The sequence below is a fragment of the Phocaeicola sp. genome, from assembly GCF_057861905.1.
Map to the genome: position 1 here is coordinate 1 of NZ_DBMACV010000024.1, position 19,315 is coordinate 19,315.

The following is a 19,315-nucleotide window of genomic DNA, read 5'->3' on the forward strand; positions in this document are numbered from 1 at the left end:
ATGAATGTGTTTCTGTAATAGTAAGTTGTTGCTTGAAATCTCACTATTCAGAGCTTCTTTTCTTGAAATGACTTGTGAAATTGAATCGTTCCTTGAAATTCCTTCACTTGCAGAAACTTCTTCACCCAAGGTGTATTTTACACATGCATTGAGTATTCTAAGACTGTTGTATGTATTGATTGAATACTTATCGGGAGTACTACTATATAACGAATCAGCTTTGTCGCAAAAATATTTTGCAATGCCTGTATGCCTGTTGTTTAGATTGAGAAAACCTAAAGTAATTAACCTTCCCAAACTGTTTTCAGGTAATTCCGTTAAATAGCTTTTGGCTTTTTCGTAATTTACGCCTGGTGTATTTGCATAGTTCAGCACATAGGTTGTATAATTAGATTCTCCTTTATTTTGTTGTGAAAAATCAATGGCACGGGCGATATAAACCAATGCGGAGTCATTTTCATTGATAAAGCCATAGCAGGCCCCAATTTGGTGCAGAGTATAGGCCTTTTGTTGTTCTGTTTCCGCATAAGTTAATGCTTTCCTTGCATATACTATTGCTTTATTGTAATCTTTTTCAGCAGACGGTTCACAATAAATATCTGCCAGTTTCATATTCAAAGAATATAATTGGGTTTTATTTCCCTCACCTATCATATTGATTGACTGCTGCAAATAATAGAACATTGAATCTTGTTGTCCACGCCACATAGACTGATAGGCTTTGAGTTGATAGGCTTTGAATAGCTCTATGCTGTCACAATTCTGCTTGAAATAGGATACACTGTTGTCCAAAAGGCTATCGGAAGCAAAGGCTTTGTTTTGTTGAAGTTTTACAGTAGCAAGCAATATTCCGCATCGTGCTCTTTGTTGCTGGGTCAATTTTGAATATGGATATAATGTTTCCAGTATTGTTTGGGCAGAATCGGGATGCTCAACGACCATTGATTCTGCCGTATCCAAAATCCTCTCTTTTTGTGTGGAATTGTTACATGCACATAACGCCACTGCTAATATAATGATATATAGTATATTTCTCATACTTGTCCCTTTTGATACAAAAGTATATATTTCTTTTAAGAAAACCGTTAAGGAAAAAAGAAAGATCCACGTTCTGCAGTGTCAGCCAGTGTTCGTAGTACATTCAATGGCTTGAGTGTTTTCACCGTGTACTTCTTCTTCGCTTTCTGTAACATGACATTTGATTTTTTGTTAGTCCGGCTTACAGGGGCCGGAGTTCCCATAACTACAGGCTTAAAAAGGTCGTGTTCCGAACATGCAAGGCTTCGGGAAAAAATACTGCAAGCCCTCTGGGGCGAGGATGATTTTTTCCATGAACCCGAAGGGCTGCCTTGCTTGTACGAGAAGAACACGAATTACCTTTGCCTGTGGTTATGGGAACTCAGCCGCGGTATGACTTCTCTTTTGAGGTATGTTTGTGTGGTGAGATTATGGCCTTTTTATTCGGCCTTTTCAGAAAGAAATGTTCTCTTTGCAAATGAAATAATGAGTTGTTTGAAAGCATGAGAAATATAGCGGTTCGGAACAGTCCGGCTTTTTTTTATCCAAAACTTGCCTGATTACAAATAGAGAAATGCGATTTATTTAGGGGTATACTCAGCTTAGAAATCTTCTTCTAAAATTCTAATATATCGTTGGGCTATGAGATAATTGAGCAGCTTTCAGAGGGGATAAAACAATGTTTATTTTTCCTACAACAGATATAGAAATTTATGTATAAAATTGCTGACAAATGAAATGCCTTATAAAGGATTACTTCAATAGCTTGTATACGAACGAAACGAATCTATATGGCTCTTGTCGAAGAGGACTCTATACGATGAACAGGGAGCGTTTGTATCATTGCGAGTTGTACGGTGTAGATTCGATATGGAACGAGATATGGGACGAAGAAGTGTATCCCATAGTATCAGGTCAATGGAAAAATAAATACCGCTTGGGTAATCTATAAAGAGCAGGTATGAAAAGTTTACGTTTTCAATTGCTTTTAAACTTATGTCCGAAGAGATGGGTTAAAGGGGTATTCAGGAGAATCCAAAGTCTTATTTGTTGGTTGGAAATAGTTTGCTGGTTAGAAATATGAATTAAAGATTTTTTATTGCTGAGAGATCCTTTATAAGACACGGATTCTACTATATGATTTTAGTGACTGTAATGAGTAGATGGAATAAAGGTCTGAATTGTCAGGTGAGCTATAGGCATGTGTTTGTTTCCTCTTGATATGAGCTAATGATCGGTACAGGTCATTTACAACTGAATTTGTCAGTGAGGAAAATATTTTATAATTTATACGGAAAAGAGAATGGAGTAATAATTCATATCTCTGTATAATAAAGAAGAGGTACTTAGATCATCCTTTCTGATATATGCACCTCTTCTTGATTGGCTATGGGATTCTATAGAATCTTTCTGTCAAAATATTTTAAACTTCCAGCGCTCCTATAATGTCGCGTACAGATGAATAGCCATGGCGATCCAGATAGTCGTTGATACCATCAGCGACCTTCATTGTGATAGCCGGGTCGATGAAGTTGGCGGTTCCTATCTGGATGGCAGTAGCACCTGCCAACAGGAACTCAACGGCATCCTTCCAGTTCATGATACCACCCAGTCCTATTACCGGAATCTTTACGGCTTTGGCTACCTGCCAAACCATTCTCAAGGCAATCGGTTTTACGGCTGCACCGCTCATACCGCCGGTTACGGTCGACAGGATAGGCTTGCGCTTTTCAGCATCGATAGCCATTCCCAACAAGGTATTGATGAGCGATACACTGTCGGCTCCTGCACCTTCTGCCGCCCGTGCAATTTCGGTGATGTCGGTTACGTTCGGCGAGAGTTTTACGATCAGTGTCTTATGGTATACCTTACGTACGGCACTTACTACTTCAGCAGCTCCATGTGCCGAAACGCCAAAGGCCATACCGCCTTGTTTCACGTTTGGACAGGAAATGTTCAGTTCAATAGCCGGAATGTTTTCCAGTTCGTTGATGATGCTTGCCGTTTCGGCATAGTCTTCCACTTGTGAACCCGAAACGTTTACAATCATATTTGTACGGATGTCTTTAATCTGCGGATAGATATGGTCTACAAAGTAATGTACACCCTTGTTCTGCAATCCTACGGCATTCAGCATACCCATAGGAGTTTCTGCCATACGTGGATATGGATTACCTTCACGATGATGGAGAGTGGTACCCTTTACAATGATACCGCCAATCTTTTCCAGGTCTACAAAGTCCTGAAATTCCAGTCCATATCCAAATGTACCCGATGCAGTCATCACCGGATTCGACATTTCTAATTTACCGATGTTTACACTTAAATCTGCCATAATAATTTCTTTATATTAAATACAGGACCTTCTTTACAAACACACACATGACCTTCGTCGGTCTTTTCTACGCAACATAAGCAAGCTCCGACACCACATGCCATCGTATTTTCCAGCGATACTTCACACTCGATGCCGTTTGCTTTAGCATATTTGGCAACTGCTACCATCATCGGTTTGGGACCACAAGTGTAAATCATGTTGAACTTATGGTCTTTCAATACGCTGTGCATAGTTACATAGCCTTTTTCTCCCATGCTTCCGTCTTCGGTAGTGGTGTATACATCACCAAACTGCTCGAATTGTTCCAGTTGCAGCAGATCGTTTTTGGAGCGTGCACCCAGCAGGAAAGTCGGCTTGCATCCCATCTTCAACAATGCTTCACCCAAATATAGCATTGGGGCAGTACCTACGCCACCACCTACCAGAAGAACTTTCTTGTCGGGAGTTTCCGGCAAGGTAAAGCCATTACCCAAAGGCAGTACCACATTTACTGTGTCACCTTCTTTTACAGTTGCCAGCTTGCGTGTACCGTCACCTACCAACTGTACAAGAAACCATACCTCATTGGTCTTTCTGTCTACATAATTAATGGAAATAGGGCGCCGTAAGAATGTCGTATTTGAGCCGTCTATACGGATTTCGGCGAACTGCCCCGGAAGCATTTCCGGCAACGGGGTTGACTGAGTCAGCTTGATCAGAACATAGTTTGTATGCAAACGAATGTTCTTTGTTACTGTCAAATCTAATATGTATTTCTTCATAAAACTATAGTAAATTCGTTTCGTGATGCAAAGATAACGAATTTACTCAGTATCTTTCCCTTTGTCTGTGGGAAACTCCCTGATAGAAATGAAAAAACGTCCGGATGTTAGAAAAGACATCCAGACGTTTGCTTAACTCATACTGAAATCAAAAACTTTTGTGTGAAAGATGTCTTCTTGATACCTAGCATCTTCCTTTTCATTTCAGCCTTATGCTGCAAAGTAATTTCCCATATTACATTTTTTCAGGTTTAAACACCTGATACGTACCATTGTCGAAGAAAATTCTTATTTCAGTAATTTTCGGGTGAGGCTTTTCTATGTATCTAATTTCCTCACGTACAGTTTCTTTAGGTGTATATACAGGCGTTTCTGGTGCATTTTCCTTGCGAAAATCAAAAAGAATCGGACTTCCGGTCGATTTTTCTGGATTCTCATGGTCTTGTGTAAGCTGCGCTGTTGGGGTATTAAAAGTTTCTCCGCCTTCCATTTCGCCTTCTCCATAGAGCAACCATTCGATGTTGACATAAGGACAGGCTTTATGGATACGCATCACTACATCAAGACTCGGTTTGTTTCTACCATTGAATATATGAGATAACGAAGAGGTTGAGATTCCAATCTTTTCGGCAAATTCGGCATTACTCAAGCCTTCTTTCTGCATTATTTGTATAATACGGTCCTTCATTAACAAATGGAATAGGTTATTTATCTGTTTACAAAGGTAATATTTAATGTTTTCTTTTGCAAATTTACATGTATAAAAGTTTAAGACAATTGGACTTTATAAATGTAAACCGCAAATAACATTCCGAATCTTTACTTATGTAAATTATAGAAGATATTATGAAGTTTCTACTTTAACATATTATTATATCTATCTGATATAGACGTATTTATTGGTGTAAAATACATTTGTTATACGCGAATATGCCCTTTTTGAGGAAACAAATGTAAATTTGTTAAAGCTTTTCTTATTATAATGATAAAAAATCACTGGTTATAAGACTCTTTTATCCTATAATTATTAACCGAATAAAACCTTATTTACATATAGAATTGTATACAAAACAAATGGCCATCCCCTCTCCTATTCAAGTAGTTAGCCGCCTCGTTTTTATATTTATGTACTTCTTTGGACTGCTTTACAAATGTATTCAATACATTTGTGCACAAATATACTCCAACAATTGTAAACAAAGAGCTTTTATCATCTGTTGAAGATTGCTTAATGACCAGTGTGCATTATACATTCGTAAAGGGAATATTTAAGAATCACTCGCACATTTTGCCAGAAGGTATTTATGGATTTTGATGCTATCGTCACATTGCTCCTTTGATATACTATAAATTTGTTTTTCTCCCCCAAACAATCCAAATACCTCAAAGCTCTCAGATTTTAAAAATCATGACCGATGAGTCGTTTGCTCCCAAATTTTAAAATCTCGCAAAGGCATAAAAAAAACCTCGGTTCTGTATGTTTGGTTGTCAAACGTACAGAACCGAGGCTTTCCCGCAAGCAGCGATCAACGTCAATGGAGAATCATAAAGATAAGTTCCCTCAGCAGTTCGCCGTCCGGTATCGATGCATTTCCTATTCCTTTCGACTTGGCATCACACATGCGGATTGCTCCGATGATCTGCATCACTTTCACGCCCGTATATTTTCTCATGGCAAGCATGTAGTCTTTGGCTTGCCAGGCAGAACGCAGACCCAGTTGTGCGGCGATTCCTTGCTCCGTTTTTTCGGGCGCATAGTACGCCAGCATCAGGTTTGCATAGAAATTGAAGAGAACGGCCAAGGTGACTTGGAGCGGATTGCTTTTCGGATTTTCTTCAAAATAATTTACTATTTGATTTGCCTTCAGAATATCTTTGGCGATTAGTGCATTTCGCAATTCGAAGTTGTTGTAGTCTTTACTGATTCCGATATTCCGCTCGATCTGTTCCGGTGTAATACGTTTTTGTCCCGATGGTAGAGTGATAATTAATTTTTCCAATTCACCCGCCATCCGGTTCAAGTCAGTACCTACAAATTCGGCCATCATCTCCGCAGCTTTCGGTTCTATTTCTACTTGCTTGCGCTTCAGATACGAGGAGATGAATCCGGGGAGTTGTGCATCTTTCAGCTTTTTTGATTCGAACAGCACACCCGCCTTTTCAATTTCAGCTGTAAGTTTTTTTCTTCGGTCAAGCGCTCCATGTTTGTAACAGATGACCAAAATAGTAGACGGCATAGGCTTTTGCAGGTAGTAGACCAGCTCATCCAGATTCTTTAAGTTTTGAGCTTCCTTTACTACCAGCACCTGATATTTCGACATCATCGGATAACGCTTTGCGCCGTTGATGACGGTGGCGATATCTGTGTCTGCACCATACAGAACCGTTTGGTTAAACTCCTTTTCAGTATCGGTCAGCACGCTGTCCATAATGTAATCGGAGATGCGATCGATATAATAGTCTTCTTCTCCCATCAGAAAATAGATGGGAGAATAGACCTTATTCTTGACGTTTCTGACTATCTCTTCGTATGTTACTTCTTTTGCCATGATAGTAAAATTACCAGTCAAATTTCAGATGTTTCACAGTCTTCTTTTCATCGATAATCATACGCAGGGCATCGATACCGATTTCCACATGTTCGTCTACGAATTGCTGTGTAACGAGTGAATCACTCTTTTCTGTTTTAACGCCTTCCGGTATCATTGGCTGGTCGGAAACCAGTAGCAAGGCACCGGTCGGAATATGGTTTGCAAACCCGGTTGTGAACAAGGTTGCCGTTTCCATATCCACCGCCATGGCGCGCGTCTTCAGAAGATACTGTTTGAAATTCTCGTCATGCTCCCAGATACGGCGGTTGGTCGTATAAACCGTACCTGTCCAATAGTCGCGTGAATGGTCACGGATAGCAGACGAAACAGCACGTTGAAGCATAAACGCAGGCAAAGCAGGAACCTCGGGCGGATAATAATCGTTCGACGTTCCTTCCCCGCGTATGGCCGCAATCGGAAGGATTAAGTCGCCTATCTGATTTTTCTTGTCTATTCCCCCACACTTGCCCAGAAAAAGACATGCTTTGGGATGAATGGCACTCAGCAAATCCATGATAATAGCCGCATTCGGACTTCCCATTCCAAAGTTGATGATGGTCATACCTTCTGCATGTGCCGAAATCATGTTAGCATCGCGTCCCAGAATAGGCACGTTAAAACGGTCTGCAAATATCTCTACATACTTATTGAAGTTTGTCAACAGAATATATTCTCCGAAGTCTTCTAGTTTTCTTTTTGTGTATCGCGGCAACCAGTTTGCCACGATTTCCGCTTTAGTTTTCATGATATTTCACTATTTTTGTATGAAAAACAATATTGTCTATTATTGCAAATTTACGAAATGTTGGCATTAAACTTACCACCTTACTCGTTTAAAATCTCTAATAAAGAAGGGAAAAAGTATATTTTCGACGTGCTGCGTAAGAAATACGTAGCCTTGACACCTGAAGAATGGGTCCGGCAGCACTTTACCAATTATCTGCTGGTACATAAGGGCTATCCGTCGGGCTTACTGGCAAACGAGATACAGATTAACCTGAACGGTACTAAAAAACGTTGTGATACCGTGCTGTATAACCGTGATTTGACCGCACGGATGATTGTGGAATACAAGGCTCCCGATGTAGTTATTACTCAGGCTGTCTTCGACCAGATAACGCGTTATAACATGGTGCTTCGGGTAGAGTATCTGATTGTAACGAACGGCATTAATCATTATTGCTGTCGGATAGATTATGCAACCAATTCGTACGTGTTTCTGCCTGAGATTCCGGATTACGCTTCTCTGTAATATTTCCCAAATGTTTTATAGTGTATGAATATTACCATATCGTTTAAAATATACAAATCTGTTTTATATTGATATTCATGTAGTTTTCTTTTGATAATCCGACTGGTAAATGTGCGTAAAAATTACCATAAAAATAAAGAAAAAGCGGCAGGATATCCATTCTGAAAAGGAATAAAAAAAATCCGACTCCTTTCTGCATGATGGCAGAAGAGAGTCGGATTGAATATTCTCAATCAGTCGGCAGACCGATATTATTTGACTTTTGTTTCCAGATGTCTTTCAGGAACTACACCAGCCAGTTCCGGGTCGATCATGATACGACCACAGTATTCGCATACGATGATTTTCTTGCGCATACGGATATCCAACTGTTTCTGAGGCGGAATCTTATTGAAGCAACCACCACAAGCATCACGCTGAACGTAAGTGATACCCAATCCGTTGCGAGAGTTCTTACGGATACGTTTGAATGCCTGAAGCAAACGCGGTTCGATAGTTGTTTCCAGATTTTTGGCTTTTTCTCTCAGCTTTTCTTCTTCCTGCTTAGTTTCAGAAATGATTTCTTCCAGGTCGTTTTTCTTAACTTCCAGGTCTTTCTTTCTCTCTTCCAGAGCTGTATTGCTCTTTTCGATTTCTTCTTCCTTAGCCTTGATTGAAGCAGTGTATTCTTTGATACGCTTTTCGCACAATTCAATTTCCAGGCTCTGGAATTCGATTTCCTTCGTCAATACATCGTATTCACGGTTGTTGCGTACGTTGTCCTGCTGAGCTTTATACTTTTCTACAGAAGCCTTGGCGGTTTCGATTTCAATCTTCTTGCTGGCAATGTTTGACTTCAGTTCCTCGATTTCGGTCTTGATTTTTTCGATGCGTGTGCTCAAACCTGTCACTTCGTCTTCAAGGTCCTGTACTTCAAGAGGCAACTCTCCTCTCAAGGTCTTGATCTTGTCGATTTCAGACAGCATTGTCTGCAACTGATACAGTGCTTTCAGCTTTTCTTCAACGCTCAGTTCGCTGGGATCTTTTTTTGCTTCTTTAGCCATAGTTATTATAAATATTTGATGGGATTTGTGTTGACACTCGTCATGCTGACGTTAAGTGACGGAAACATTTCCCGTATGATTGAATAAAATATTTCTTTTGTATATTGTTCGCTTTCATAATGTCCTATCTCCGCCACGAGAATGTCGTTTTCGTAGCTGAAATAGTCGTGGTATTTCACTTCACCGGTGATAAACACATCGGCGCCGCTCGCCACAGCCTTGGGCAGCAGAAAAGCGCCTGCTCCTCCGCAAAGTGCCACCTTCCGTATCATCCGTCCGCTGGTATGCGAATGCTTCACACAGCCCACCTCGAACGTCTGCTTGATACGTAGCAGAAAATCGGTTTCAGCTTCCGGTGTGGGGAGTTCTCCCACTACGCCCGAACCTGCTTGTGTCCAGGCATTCTGCAGCGGATACAAGTCGTATGCCGGTTCTTCGTACGGGTGGGCAGCCAGCAATGCACGCACCACAGCTCCTTTCCGGAAGGCCGGAAGAATGGTTTCGATGCGCACTTCTGCTTCTTCGTGCAGTTCTCCCTGCTTGCCGCAGAACGGATGTGTACCCTCGCCTGCGCGGAAAGTCCCCTTTCCTTCCAGATTATAGCTGCAAGAGTCGTAGTTACCTATACACCCGCACCCTGCTTTGAACAGTGCCCGACGGACTTCTTCTGCCTGCTTTACGGGGACAAACGTCACCAGTTTCAGCAGAGCATTGTCCTTGGGCTCCAGTATCTGCAAGTTCTTCAAGCCTATCTTTTCGGCTATTTTATAGTTCACTCCCTGAGGAGCATTGTCCAGATTGGTATGCATCGAGAAGATTACGATATCGTGCTTGATAGCCTTCATGATGCAGCGTTCCACATAATCCTTTCCGGTTATCGACTTATATCCCTTAAAAATCAAGGGATGATGTGATACAATCAGGTTGTACCCCAGCGAAATGGCTTCGTCTACCACCGCTTCGGTTACGTCCAGACACAACAAAGCCCCTGCAGCTTCCGCGTCTGTCAATCCGATTTGCAGTCCGGCATTGTCGAATCCGTCCTGCAAAGGCAGAGGCGCGAACATCTCAAGGGCATCTACTACTTCCTTAATTTTCATGTTTCGCGAAAATTTTCATGCAAAGATACGAATTTTCTGTGATACATACACTACAATGCTTTACTTTTTATTGTTTTTAAGGTGCAGGAAAAGGATTTTCGTTCCGGAGCAGAATCTCATCGTAAGGCGGGCATACAGATAAAAAGGTGTCGGGATATCGCCTGATGTTTTTGTACAAACTGTTTTGGTTTTTGTACAAAAAATAAAAAAAGATGCCGACGTTTTTAGACGAACTTGCCGGGAAACGATGAGGTTTTCCGGCAAGGGCAAGAAAAGTTACAGGACTTTTAATGAATGATTATTCTTCTGTATCTGGAGCCGAAGGACACGAAGTTAAAGCATGATCTTTTCCAGATCATCGGGGACGTACACATTTCCCGAAAACTCCTGTCGGGCTTCGGCAGTATAGCGCTCTTTACGTGTAGCGAGTGTCTTGTCTTCGGTGTGATACAGCAGCAGATTCTTTACATCGAGTGATGAAGCAAGTCGTCCGGCATCGAGGGCAGTGCTGTGATGCTTTTCGTAAGGCTTGAAGCGTTCACGGTCGTCGTACAGACAGAAAGCCTCGCACAGCAGCCAGTCGGCTCCTGCCACATAGTCGTGGTTCAGTTCATTGTACGGCTCGTCGCCCAGACAAACCAGCTTTTTTCCGTCGGGCAGTGTCGTGCGAAACCCATATTGTTTTTCTTTTGTTGAGGCTATGTCGAAACACTGCAAGCTGAATCCTCCGGCTTCGAAGCACATGCCGTCGGTTACGGTGTGCAGTTCGATACCCTTTCCCAGTCGTGCCACAATTTTGGCAGGCAGCGTCATGCGACAGATCCAGTCGAGTACCTGTATCGCCTTGTCGTGTCCATATACATGAAAGGTACCTTCGTACTTTCCGGCCTGCATGAGTTGCGCAATGACACGCACTACCCATATCGCTCCCAGTATATGATCGGTGTGTGCATGGGTAAGGAACATGGCATGAATATCGGTCAACGGTATGCCTGCCTTCTCGAGTTGTACCAGTATACCATTTCCTCCTCCGGCATCTACCAGCAGTGTCTTATCCTGACATCTCAGGGCGAAGCAGGTATTATAGCATCGGGTAACCGCTGCATTGCCGGTTCCCAGCATGACAAGTTCTGTAGTTTCGTTTGGTTTCATAAGTTCTTCATTGAATGATTGCGACAAAAAAAGAGCAACAACTATCGGCCCCTTCCGGTTGGCGCAATACTTGTTGCTCCGAATTATGATAAAATCGATTTACCCAGTATTAATATGCGCGTGCAAACAATACGCGGCGAGCCGACGGTTTACCAGTTACCATATCTACGCCCGGAGTAAGACTTTCCTCGTCTGCTTCGAACGGAATACAGCGGATAGTAGCCTTTGTTTCTTCCTTGATACGTTCTTCTGTTTCGGTTGTTCCGTCCCAGTGAGCCAGGATAAATCCACCTTTTTCAATCTGTTCCTTGAATTCATCGTAAGTATCAACCTTCACGATATGTTCGTTGCGGTACTTCAATGCTTTCTGATAGATATTTGCCTGTATTTCTTCAAGCAGATTCTTTACATATTCTTCGATGCCTTCGCAAGAACGGGTTTCCTTTTCCAGTGTATCGCGGCGCATGATTTCCATGGTATTGTTTTCCAGGTCGCGTCCTCCCATTACCAGACGTACAGGAACACCCTTCAGTTCGTAATCGGCGAACTTGAATCCCGGACGTTTGTTGTCGGCATTGTCATATTTTACAGAGATACCCATTCCGCGCAACTTGGCAACAATTCCTTCTACCTTTGCGTCGATTTGTTTCAACTGTTCGTCGTTCTTGTAAATCGGAACGATAACTACCTGTATAGGAGCCAAGTGTGGAGGAAGAACCAGACCGTTGTCGTCGGAGTGAGTCATGATAAGCGCACCCATCAGACGAGTAGAAACACCCCATGAAGTAGCCCATACATAATCCAATTTGTTGTTCTTGTCGACAAACTGTACGTTGAATGCCTTGGCAAAGTTCTGTCCCAGGAAGTGAGAAGTACCGCACTGCAGTGCTTTTCCGTCCTGCATCAGTCCTTCGATAGTATATGTATCGAGTGCTCCGGCAAAACGTTCGTTCGGCGATTTTACACCTTTTACAACAGGTACTGCCATGTACTTTTCAGCAAAGTCGCCATATACGTGCAGCATCTTCTGAGCTTCAGCTTCAGCTTCTTCGCGAGTAGCGTGTGCAGTATGTCCCTCCTGCCACAAGAATTCGGCCGTACGCAGGAACAGACGTGTACGCATTTCCCAACGTACTACGTTAGCCCACTGGTTACACAAGATAGGCAGATCACGGTATGAGTTGATCCAGTTTTTATATGTACTCCAGATAATAGTTTCAGAAGTAGGGCGGATAATCAGTTCTTCTTCCAGTTTAGCGGCAGGGTCGACGATAACTCCCGAACCGTCTTCTGCATTTTTCAAACGGTAGTGAGTAACTACGGCACATTCCTTGGCAAAACCTTCAACATGTTCTGCCTCACGGCTCAGGTATGATTTCGGAATCAGCAACGGAAAGTATGCGTTTACGTGTCCGGTTGCCTTGAACATATCGTCCAGTATGCGTTGCATCTTTTCCCAGATAGCGTATCCGTAAGGTTTGATAACCATACATCCACGTACCGGTGACTGCTCAGCCAGGTCGGCTTTTACTACCAGGTCATTATACCACTGTGAATAGTTCTCACTTCTTTTGGTGAGTTCTTTTAATTCTTTTGCCATAATTTATGTTGTTATTGTCTTTATAATCGTTTGTTCGAAGTTGCAAAATTAGTAAAAAAGCCGTTGATAGCCTACAAATGTGGCATTCATTTCAGCAGCAAACTACGTTTTTAGTGCTGATAATCGAAATACCACCAGTAAGTATCGCCAAATTCCCTACGCATTTTGTTGCGCTCTTCTATTTCCGATGTGAAGTCTTTACGACGGATCTTGTAGTCGGCATAGCGCTGAATCATTGCACTGTCCGTTATCTGAATGGGATAATCGGGATGACGGTCACGATATATCAGCATCGCTTCCTTATAGTAACGTGCGAAATCTTCATCGGGCTCACAAAGGTCTGTTATCGCTCCGGCAAATGCATCGACTTGCTTTTCGAGCAGTAAGGCTGAGAGGTAATAATCGAGCGAGGTCGATTTTCCGGTTCCTTTGTAGCAGATGTTACGCAGGAATACCATACGGTCTTCCCCGTTATACGGACGAGCTCCCAGCAGATAGTAAATTGAGTCGTTGGTATAGCGGAGAACTGTAGACGAATCGTTGGCAAAAAACAACCCGTCGGTCTTGTAATATTGTGGATATTCGAAAAGTTTTTCACCTAAAGTTCCGGCGTGTGACATGGCTATGCTACGCAGCACGGTAAGCGTACGACTTGCCTCGACGGAGTGTTTTCCTATATTCAGTACCTCATTGTACTGGTGGGTGCGCAGATAATGCTCGGCTTGCAGTTCCCGGTGAAAAGTACGATTGCTGTTGCCTATCAAAACAGTCATGATAATGAGCAGCAGTAATATAATAAGATTACTGTTCATCAAAGCAGTCGGACTGCTTTCCACATTCAACTGTACGCGAAACACTCTTCTTAACCAAAAGGCAAGCAGGAAATAAACCAGCAGCACAACGGGCAGCAGCCATCCCCATGGAGTGTGATAATCGTGCATATAGATGGTTCTGCCTACAGCGGTAAGTACCCCCAGAATAAGGCAGGACGGGAAGTATGACAGAGCACGTACCTCTCCTTTCAATCCGAGCAGGCTGTTTACTCCCCAGCGCAAAAGAACCAGTATCAGGGTAATGATAATGGCGCTTGGCAGAGGGGCAAAATGAGTCTTGCCATGGGCCAGCGAAAAATGTAAGGCTTCCAGTACATCGCACTGAAATACATAAAGATAGATAAAACTGAAAATGGAAAAAAGAAAGCCGCACACGACGGTCTGTATGCGTGCGGCTTTCTTGTAGTTTTTATGGATATATTCATTCATAAATATTACTTCTGGCGTTTCAACACTACTGCCGAACGGGCAGGTATATACAATTTAAGCCATTCTTTCTTTTCCTTTGCATACAACGGATCGGCACATGTGAAATGGGCTATGGTATCGTCTGCAAATCCGAATCCGCCGAATGCTTTATTGTCTGTATTCAGAACAACACGGTATTCGCCGCGCGGAACAAGGAATCCGTAATCGGTAAACGAACGGGTCGGGCTGAAGTTAAATACAAAAATCAGGTCTTTCCGGCGATATGCCAATACCTGGTCGCCGTCGTTGTGCCAGATTTCTACCACATCGGTCTTTTGTATATTCTTGACTCCCTCGATCAGGTGTACCATTGCATTGTCGAAATCACCTAAATAGTGATAACATAAGTCCTTATCATCTACCAGATGCCACTGACGACGAGCGTATTTGTACGACCATCCGTTGCCTTCACGCGGGAAGTCAATCCATTCAGGATGTCCGAATTCATTTCCCATGAAGTTCAGGTAACCACCGTTGATGGTAGAAGCCGTAAGCAGACGGATCATCTTATGCAGGGCTATACCACGCTGTACAACGCCGTTTTCATCTCCTTTCTTGAAGTGCCAGTACATATCGGCATCTATCAGACGGAAAATAATGGTCTTGTCGCCTACCAGAGCCTGGTCATGGCTTTCGCAGTAAGAAATGGTCTTTTCATCCTTGCGGCGGTTGGTTACTTCCCAGAACATGCTGGACGGTTTCCAGTCTTCATCGCGGCGTTCCTTGATAATCTTAATCCAATAATCCGGAATGTTCATTGCCATACGGTAGTCGAAGCCGTATCCACCGTCGTTGAATGGAGCTGCAAGTCCCGGCATACCGGAAACTTCTTCGGCAATGGTAATGGCACGAGGATTGACCTGATGAATCAGCTTGTTGGCAAGTGTCAGATAGCAGATTGCATTGTCGTCTTCATGCCCGTTGAAATAGTCGCCATAATTACAGAAAGCCTCTCCCAGTCCGTGACTGTAATAAAGCATGGAAGTCACACCGTCGAAGCGGAATCCATCGAAATGGAATTCTTCCAGCCAGTATTTGCAGTTGGAAAGCAGGAAATGAATGACCTCGTTCTTTCCATAATCGAAGCACAAAGAGTCCCATGCCGGATGTTCGCGGCGTTCTCCCTGATAGAAATACTGGCAAGGATCACCGGCAAAGTTGCCCAATCCTTCTATTTCGTTCTTTACGGCATGTGAATGAACGATATCCATAATGACGGCAATACCCATCTGGTGTGCGGTATCGATAAGCTGTTTCAGTTCTTCGGGCGTTCCGAATCGGGATGACGGAGCAAAGAAACTTGAAACATGATATCCGAAGCTGCCGTAATATGGATGTTCCTGAATAGCCATAATCTGAATGCAGTTATAGCCATCTTTGGCCACACGCGGAAGAATATTTTCGCGGAACTCGTTGTATGTACCAACTTTCTCTGCATCTTGTGCCATACCGATGTGGCATTCATAAATCATCAGAGGAGAAACATTTGGTACGAATACCTTTTTCTTGAATTTATAAGGTTTTCCAGGGTTCCATACCTGCGCGCTGAAAATCTTGGTCTGGTCATCTTGAACAACACGTGTTGCCCATGCAGGAATACGTTCTCCGCATCCACCTTCCCAATAGACTTTCAACTTATATAAATCACCATGTTTCATGGCATTTTCCCGCAAGTTGATTTCCCAGTTTCCGGTATTTTTTACTCTTTTCAGCTTGTACTTGGCCTGTTCTTGCCAGCCGTTGAAATCACCAATCAGATAAATTTCTGTGGCATTGGGCGCCCATTCACGGAATGTCCATCCTTTTTCAGTCCGGTGCAGACCGAAATAAAGGTGTCCTGTAGCGAAGTCGGACAATGTCTTTTTTCCGATTAATTCTTTTTCCTTATCGATGGCATGCTGATGTCTGCCAGTGATAGCCTCTTTATAGGGCTCCAGCCAAGGATCATTTTTAATGATGTTCAATACTTCATCCATAGTATTAGAGTTTTATTAATGTACCCGAACTTTTACTATGACTTTTTTTACCCCGTCGGGTGTCACGCCAGGAGCGTGTCCGTCTTGTGGGAAAAATATAGCAAACATGCCCGGAGTTATAGTCAGATAATCTTTAGCCAATCCTTTATAGAAAGTGATGTCCTTTTCTGCATTATATGCTTCCTCCGGCAGGTCAGTGCGAGGAGTATATCCCATAACCTCAACTCCAGACAATGGAATCTGAATATCAATAAAATGATTATGAGTTTCCAGTTTGGCTTCTTCTTTGGTCTTTGGTTTTGTCTGTGAGAAGTTAACCATCAGCTCACCTTCCTTTAACGTAATCTTACCGATTTCATGTGCATCTAAGTCGGTAGCTTTCAGAAATTCTACGGCTTGTGCAAACAAAGGATTCAGAGAAACATATTTCTCAAGATTTTCTAATTTATCTACAACCATAGTAGTAATATTTATTTGTGATTTTGTTTTTTTATATCATCTTATTATTCGAAGTCGTCAATTGTATAATTCGTGAAATCTGCAAAACGTTTCAGTTGCATGAAAACAGTTGTGATTTCGTCCATAAAATGAGGATTGTCGAAAAATGAATCAGGAATGTAATAAGCGACTGTATAGTCTTTACATTTTATATAGTCCGGATATGGAAAATCCTTTGGGAAGCCTTTGGGTAAGGTCTTCAGGTGACTCTCTCCTATTATGGGAAAATACTTTTTGAAAGCAGGATCTTCCACGATTGAACGGTATTCATCAATATTGTCGACTACCGACTGGCGGACAGCTTTCAGCATATTCGACGGCATACACCAGCTTCCTCCTGCCAGCATACAGTGACCCGGCTCCAGATGTATATAGTATCCGCAATGGTTTGATTTCTTTCCCCGGGAGTTTATATATCCCCCCATATGATTTTTGTAGGGAGATTTATCCGCCGAGAAACGGATATCCCGATAGATTCGGTAGGTACAGTCATGGGGACGAACATGCGAAACACTTTCATCGAATAACGAGATACGTGCTATAATGGTGGCAAGCAGATCTTCAAAGCAGCTTTGCACATGTTGATATTCGGCTTTGTGTTCCTGAAACCATTCACGGGTATTATTCTCTGACAAGCGTTTCAGAAAATCTAAAATTTCTGGTATATTCATGTCCTTATCCCTTTTTGTAACACAAACATACAAAATATATTTTGATAAACCGAATAAAACGTAAGTATTTTATAGGTTATCAATTATATTCAACAAATTCTGATGTATCTTTCCATTGGAAGCCAGTACCTGTGAGCCGGAGTAAAAAGAATCTCCTCCCTCGAAATCGGTAACCTTGCCTCCAGCGTTTTGCAGAATGATGGTACCCGCTGCAATATCCCATGGTCCGATGAAAGCTTCAATACGGGCTTCGAACCGACCGGCTGCCACGTAACACAATTCTGCGGCGGCAGCTCCAAGCAATCGCAATCCTGCAACATTCCCATAAAGATTGTTTACCAGATGCAATGCCATAGGCTTGTATGCATCGGAAGCATACGGGAAGCCAAGTGCTATAAACGAATCATCGAGGCACGATACTGATGATACATGTATTTCTCTGCCGTTAAGATAGGATGGAGCACCTTTATAAGTCCAAAAACATTCATCCCGGCAAATCTCGTATACCACGCCTATCAATAATTCTTTTTTACTTCTTAAGGCAATGCTTACGCAGTAAGGAGCATTATCGTGAATAAAGTTTGTGGTTCCGTCCAGCGGATCGACCAGCCAGCAATATTCTTCATCGGAGAGACTACCGCTACCCTCTTCTGCAATAAAACCTGCTTCAGGGAGAAATCCCTTCAAGCAGGTTACAATTCTTTTCTCAGATTCCTTATCTACATACGACACATAGTCGTGTGCATGCTTTTTCTCTACCGCTTCGCGATGAAATTTCTTCCTTTCATCGCGGATGAAACTTCCGGCTTCTACCGCAAGAGCACGTACTTTATCTGTGAGTTCTGATAAATCTAACATTATTTTTTCTCCTCTAAAAGTCTGCCATATCGGAATGTACCCTGACGGATAATTTTTCCGTTGCTGTCTGTTTCTATAAATGGACCGTCTTTCTTTCCCTGTTTGAAAAAGCCTTCAAAACGAATTCCGTCCTTTGTAACGATAGTACCTTTACCATCCTCTTTGCCTTTTGAGAAATGTCCGGTATAAACAGAGCCATCCTGCATGCGCAGAACTCCTTCTCCTTCGGCCATGTTATTCTTCCATTGACCTTCGTATTCGTCACCGTTTCCCCATTTATAGTGTCCTTTTCCTGAACGTTGGTTTTTCACCCATTCACCTTCGTATACAGCTCCGTTCTGCCATGTAAAAGTACCGATTCCTTCCTGCCATCCGTTTTTAAACTGACCGACATATTTGTCGCCATTTGGATAGACATAAATTCCCTTTCCTGTACGTTCTCCGTCAGCATAGTCGCCTTCGTAACGTTCACCGTTCTGGAAGTAATAAATACCTTTTCCGTGCTGTACATCCCGAACCCAGTCGCCAATATACTTATCACCATTAGTATAATAAAAAGTACCTTTACCGTGTCGTTCACCATTTTTCCACTCGCCTTCATATTTCGAGCCGTCCTCCCACGTCATGATACCTTTTCCGTTTTTCAGGTCATTAGTCCATTCACCTTCGTACTTGGCCCCACCCTTCCAGGTATATGTGCCGTGGCCATTTCGCTTATCTTCGTGCCACATGCCAATATACAAGTCTCCATTATAATAGAACATCGTACCTTCACCTTCCTGAAAGTCGGCATACCACATACCCTCATAACGGTTATTATTCATAAAATAATAAGTACCCTGTCCGTGTTGCTGATCTTGATACCAGTGTCCTACATATTTTTCTCCGTCGCTAAATATATAGGTACCTTCTCCTTCACGTTTTCCTTTAACATATTCACCTTCGTATACATCTCCATTTTTGAAAACCGTTTTTCCCTTTCCGTTTGGACGCTTTCCTTTCAATTCACCTGTATACTCTGCTCCGTCTTTAAATTTATAATACCCTAACGACATCTGTGCAGAAGCCGACAAGCCTCCAAATGCCATCAGTGCAAATAATAAAAATGTATGTCTTGTCATTATTTCCTCTTTCGTTTTTATTTAGATGTTCAAAAA

The 19,315-nt window shown here is 42.4% G+C and carries 18 protein-coding genes; 2 read left to right on the forward strand and 16 right to left on the reverse strand.

What is annotated here, in order from left to right:
• On the reverse strand, window positions 1–1,038 hold a 1,038-nt coding region (locus ACZM60_RS06515; protein WP_489521091.1), incomplete at its 3' end, for a hypothetical protein.
• A gap of 712 nt (window positions 1,039–1,750) precedes the next feature.
• On the opposite strand from ACZM60_RS06515, the gene ACZM60_RS06520 reads away from it, so the two are divergent.
• A complete protein-coding gene (locus ACZM60_RS06520) occupies window positions 1,751–1,969 on the forward strand; it encodes a hypothetical protein (RefSeq protein WP_418587060.1) in 219 nt (72 codons plus the stop codon).
• Window positions 1,970–2,440: 471 nt separating this feature from the next.
• Here ACZM60_RS06520 and ACZM60_RS06525 read toward each other — a convergent pair whose 3' ends face one another.
• From ACZM60_RS06525 to ACZM60_RS06545, 5 genes are all read right to left on the reverse strand, one after another.
• Window positions 2,441–3,352, reverse strand: coding sequence for a dihydroorotate dehydrogenase (locus tag ACZM60_RS06525; protein WP_489521092.1), 912 nt, complete (start codon window positions 3,350–3,352; stop codon window positions 2,441–2,443).
• Window positions 3,340–4,116, reverse strand: a complete 777-nt coding sequence (locus tag ACZM60_RS06530) for a dihydroorotate dehydrogenase electron transfer subunit (RefSeq protein ID WP_340318503.1) — start codon at window positions 4,114–4,116, stop codon at window positions 3,340–3,342. The genes ACZM60_RS06525 and ACZM60_RS06530 overlap by 13 nt, the downstream gene beginning before the upstream one ends.
• Window positions 4,117–4,351: 235 nt before the next feature.
• Complete coding sequence (locus tag ACZM60_RS06535) at window positions 4,352–4,804, reverse strand: helix-turn-helix domain-containing protein (protein ID WP_489521093.1); 453 nt, start codon at window positions 4,802–4,804, stop codon at window positions 4,352–4,354.
• Between the two features lie 844 nt (window positions 4,805–5,648).
• Window positions 5,649–6,665 (reverse strand): DNA polymerase III subunit delta, encoded by a 1,017-nt coding sequence (gene holA, locus ACZM60_RS06540; RefSeq protein WP_021971848.1) that lies wholly within the window; start codon window positions 6,663–6,665, stop codon window positions 5,649–5,651.
• Between the two features lie 10 nt (window positions 6,666–6,675).
• Window positions 6,676–7,452 (reverse strand): AMP nucleosidase, encoded by a 777-nt coding sequence (locus ACZM60_RS06545; RefSeq protein ID WP_021971849.1) that lies wholly within the window; start codon window positions 7,450–7,452, stop codon window positions 6,676–6,678.
• Between the two features lie 57 nt (window positions 7,453–7,509).
• Here ACZM60_RS06545 and ACZM60_RS06550 point away from each other — a divergent pair, with 57 nt between their 5' ends.
• Window positions 7,510–7,959 (forward strand): type I restriction enzyme HsdR N-terminal domain-containing protein, encoded by a 450-nt coding sequence (locus tag ACZM60_RS06550; protein ID WP_021971850.1) that lies wholly within the window; start codon window positions 7,510–7,512, stop codon window positions 7,957–7,959.
• 251 nt (window positions 7,960–8,210) lie between these two features.
• Here the strand turns inward: ACZM60_RS06550 and ACZM60_RS06555 are convergent, their stop codons facing one another.
• The 10 genes from ACZM60_RS06555 to ACZM60_RS06600 all read right to left on the reverse strand — a co-directional run bounded on the left by ACZM60_RS06555 (window position 8,211) and on the right by ACZM60_RS06600 (window position 19,279).
• Entirely contained in the window at window positions 8,211–9,002 is a 792-nt protein-coding gene (locus ACZM60_RS06555) for a zinc ribbon domain-containing protein (protein ID WP_489521094.1), read from the reverse strand.
• Window positions 9,003–9,007: 5 nt separating this feature from the next.
• Entirely contained in the window at window positions 9,008–10,102 is a 1,095-nt protein-coding gene (locus ACZM60_RS06560) for a Nif3-like dinuclear metal center hexameric protein (RefSeq protein WP_021971852.1), read from the reverse strand.
• A gap of 333 nt (window positions 10,103–10,435) precedes the next feature.
• Window positions 10,436–11,254, reverse strand: a complete 819-nt coding sequence (locus ACZM60_RS06565; RefSeq protein WP_021971853.1) for an MBL fold metallo-hydrolase — start codon at window positions 11,252–11,254, stop codon at window positions 10,436–10,438.
• Window positions 11,255–11,363: 109 nt separating this feature from the next.
• Entirely contained in the window at window positions 11,364–12,854 is a 1,491-nt protein-coding gene (gene proS, locus ACZM60_RS06570) for a proline--tRNA ligase (RefSeq protein WP_021971854.1), read from the reverse strand.
• Window positions 12,855–12,964: 110 nt separating this feature from the next.
• Complete coding sequence (locus ACZM60_RS06575; RefSeq protein ID WP_340318500.1) at window positions 12,965–14,116, reverse strand: DUF6057 family protein; 1,152 nt, start codon at window positions 14,114–14,116, stop codon at window positions 12,965–12,967.
• Window positions 14,117–14,121: 5 nt separating this feature from the next.
• On the reverse strand, window positions 14,122–16,131 hold the full coding sequence (locus ACZM60_RS06580; protein WP_021971856.1) for an alpha amylase C-terminal domain-containing protein: 2,010 nt from the start codon (window positions 16,129–16,131) through the stop codon (window positions 14,122–14,124).
• A 15-nt stretch (window positions 16,132–16,146) separates the two neighbouring features.
• Window positions 16,147–16,590: a NanQ anomerase/TabA/YiaL family protein gene (locus ACZM60_RS06585; protein ID WP_489521095.1), complete on the reverse strand. Its 444-nt coding sequence runs from the start codon at window positions 16,588–16,590 to the stop codon at window positions 16,147–16,149.
• A gap of 44 nt (window positions 16,591–16,634) precedes the next feature.
• On the reverse strand, window positions 16,635–17,300 hold the full coding sequence (locus tag ACZM60_RS06590) for a DUF2461 domain-containing protein (RefSeq protein WP_021971858.1): 666 nt from the start codon (window positions 17,298–17,300) through the stop codon (window positions 16,635–16,637).
• Between the two features lie 69 nt (window positions 17,301–17,369).
• Window positions 17,370–18,158: an inositol monophosphatase family protein gene (locus tag ACZM60_RS06595; protein ID WP_489521096.1), complete on the reverse strand. Its 789-nt coding sequence runs from the start codon at window positions 18,156–18,158 to the stop codon at window positions 17,370–17,372.
• Window positions 18,158–19,279, reverse strand: coding sequence for an MORN repeat-containing protein (locus ACZM60_RS06600; protein ID WP_021971860.1), 1,122 nt, complete (start codon window positions 19,277–19,279; stop codon window positions 18,158–18,160). The genes ACZM60_RS06595 and ACZM60_RS06600 overlap by 1 nt, the downstream gene beginning before the upstream one ends.
• Between the last annotated feature and the right edge of the window lie 36 nt (window positions 19,280–19,315).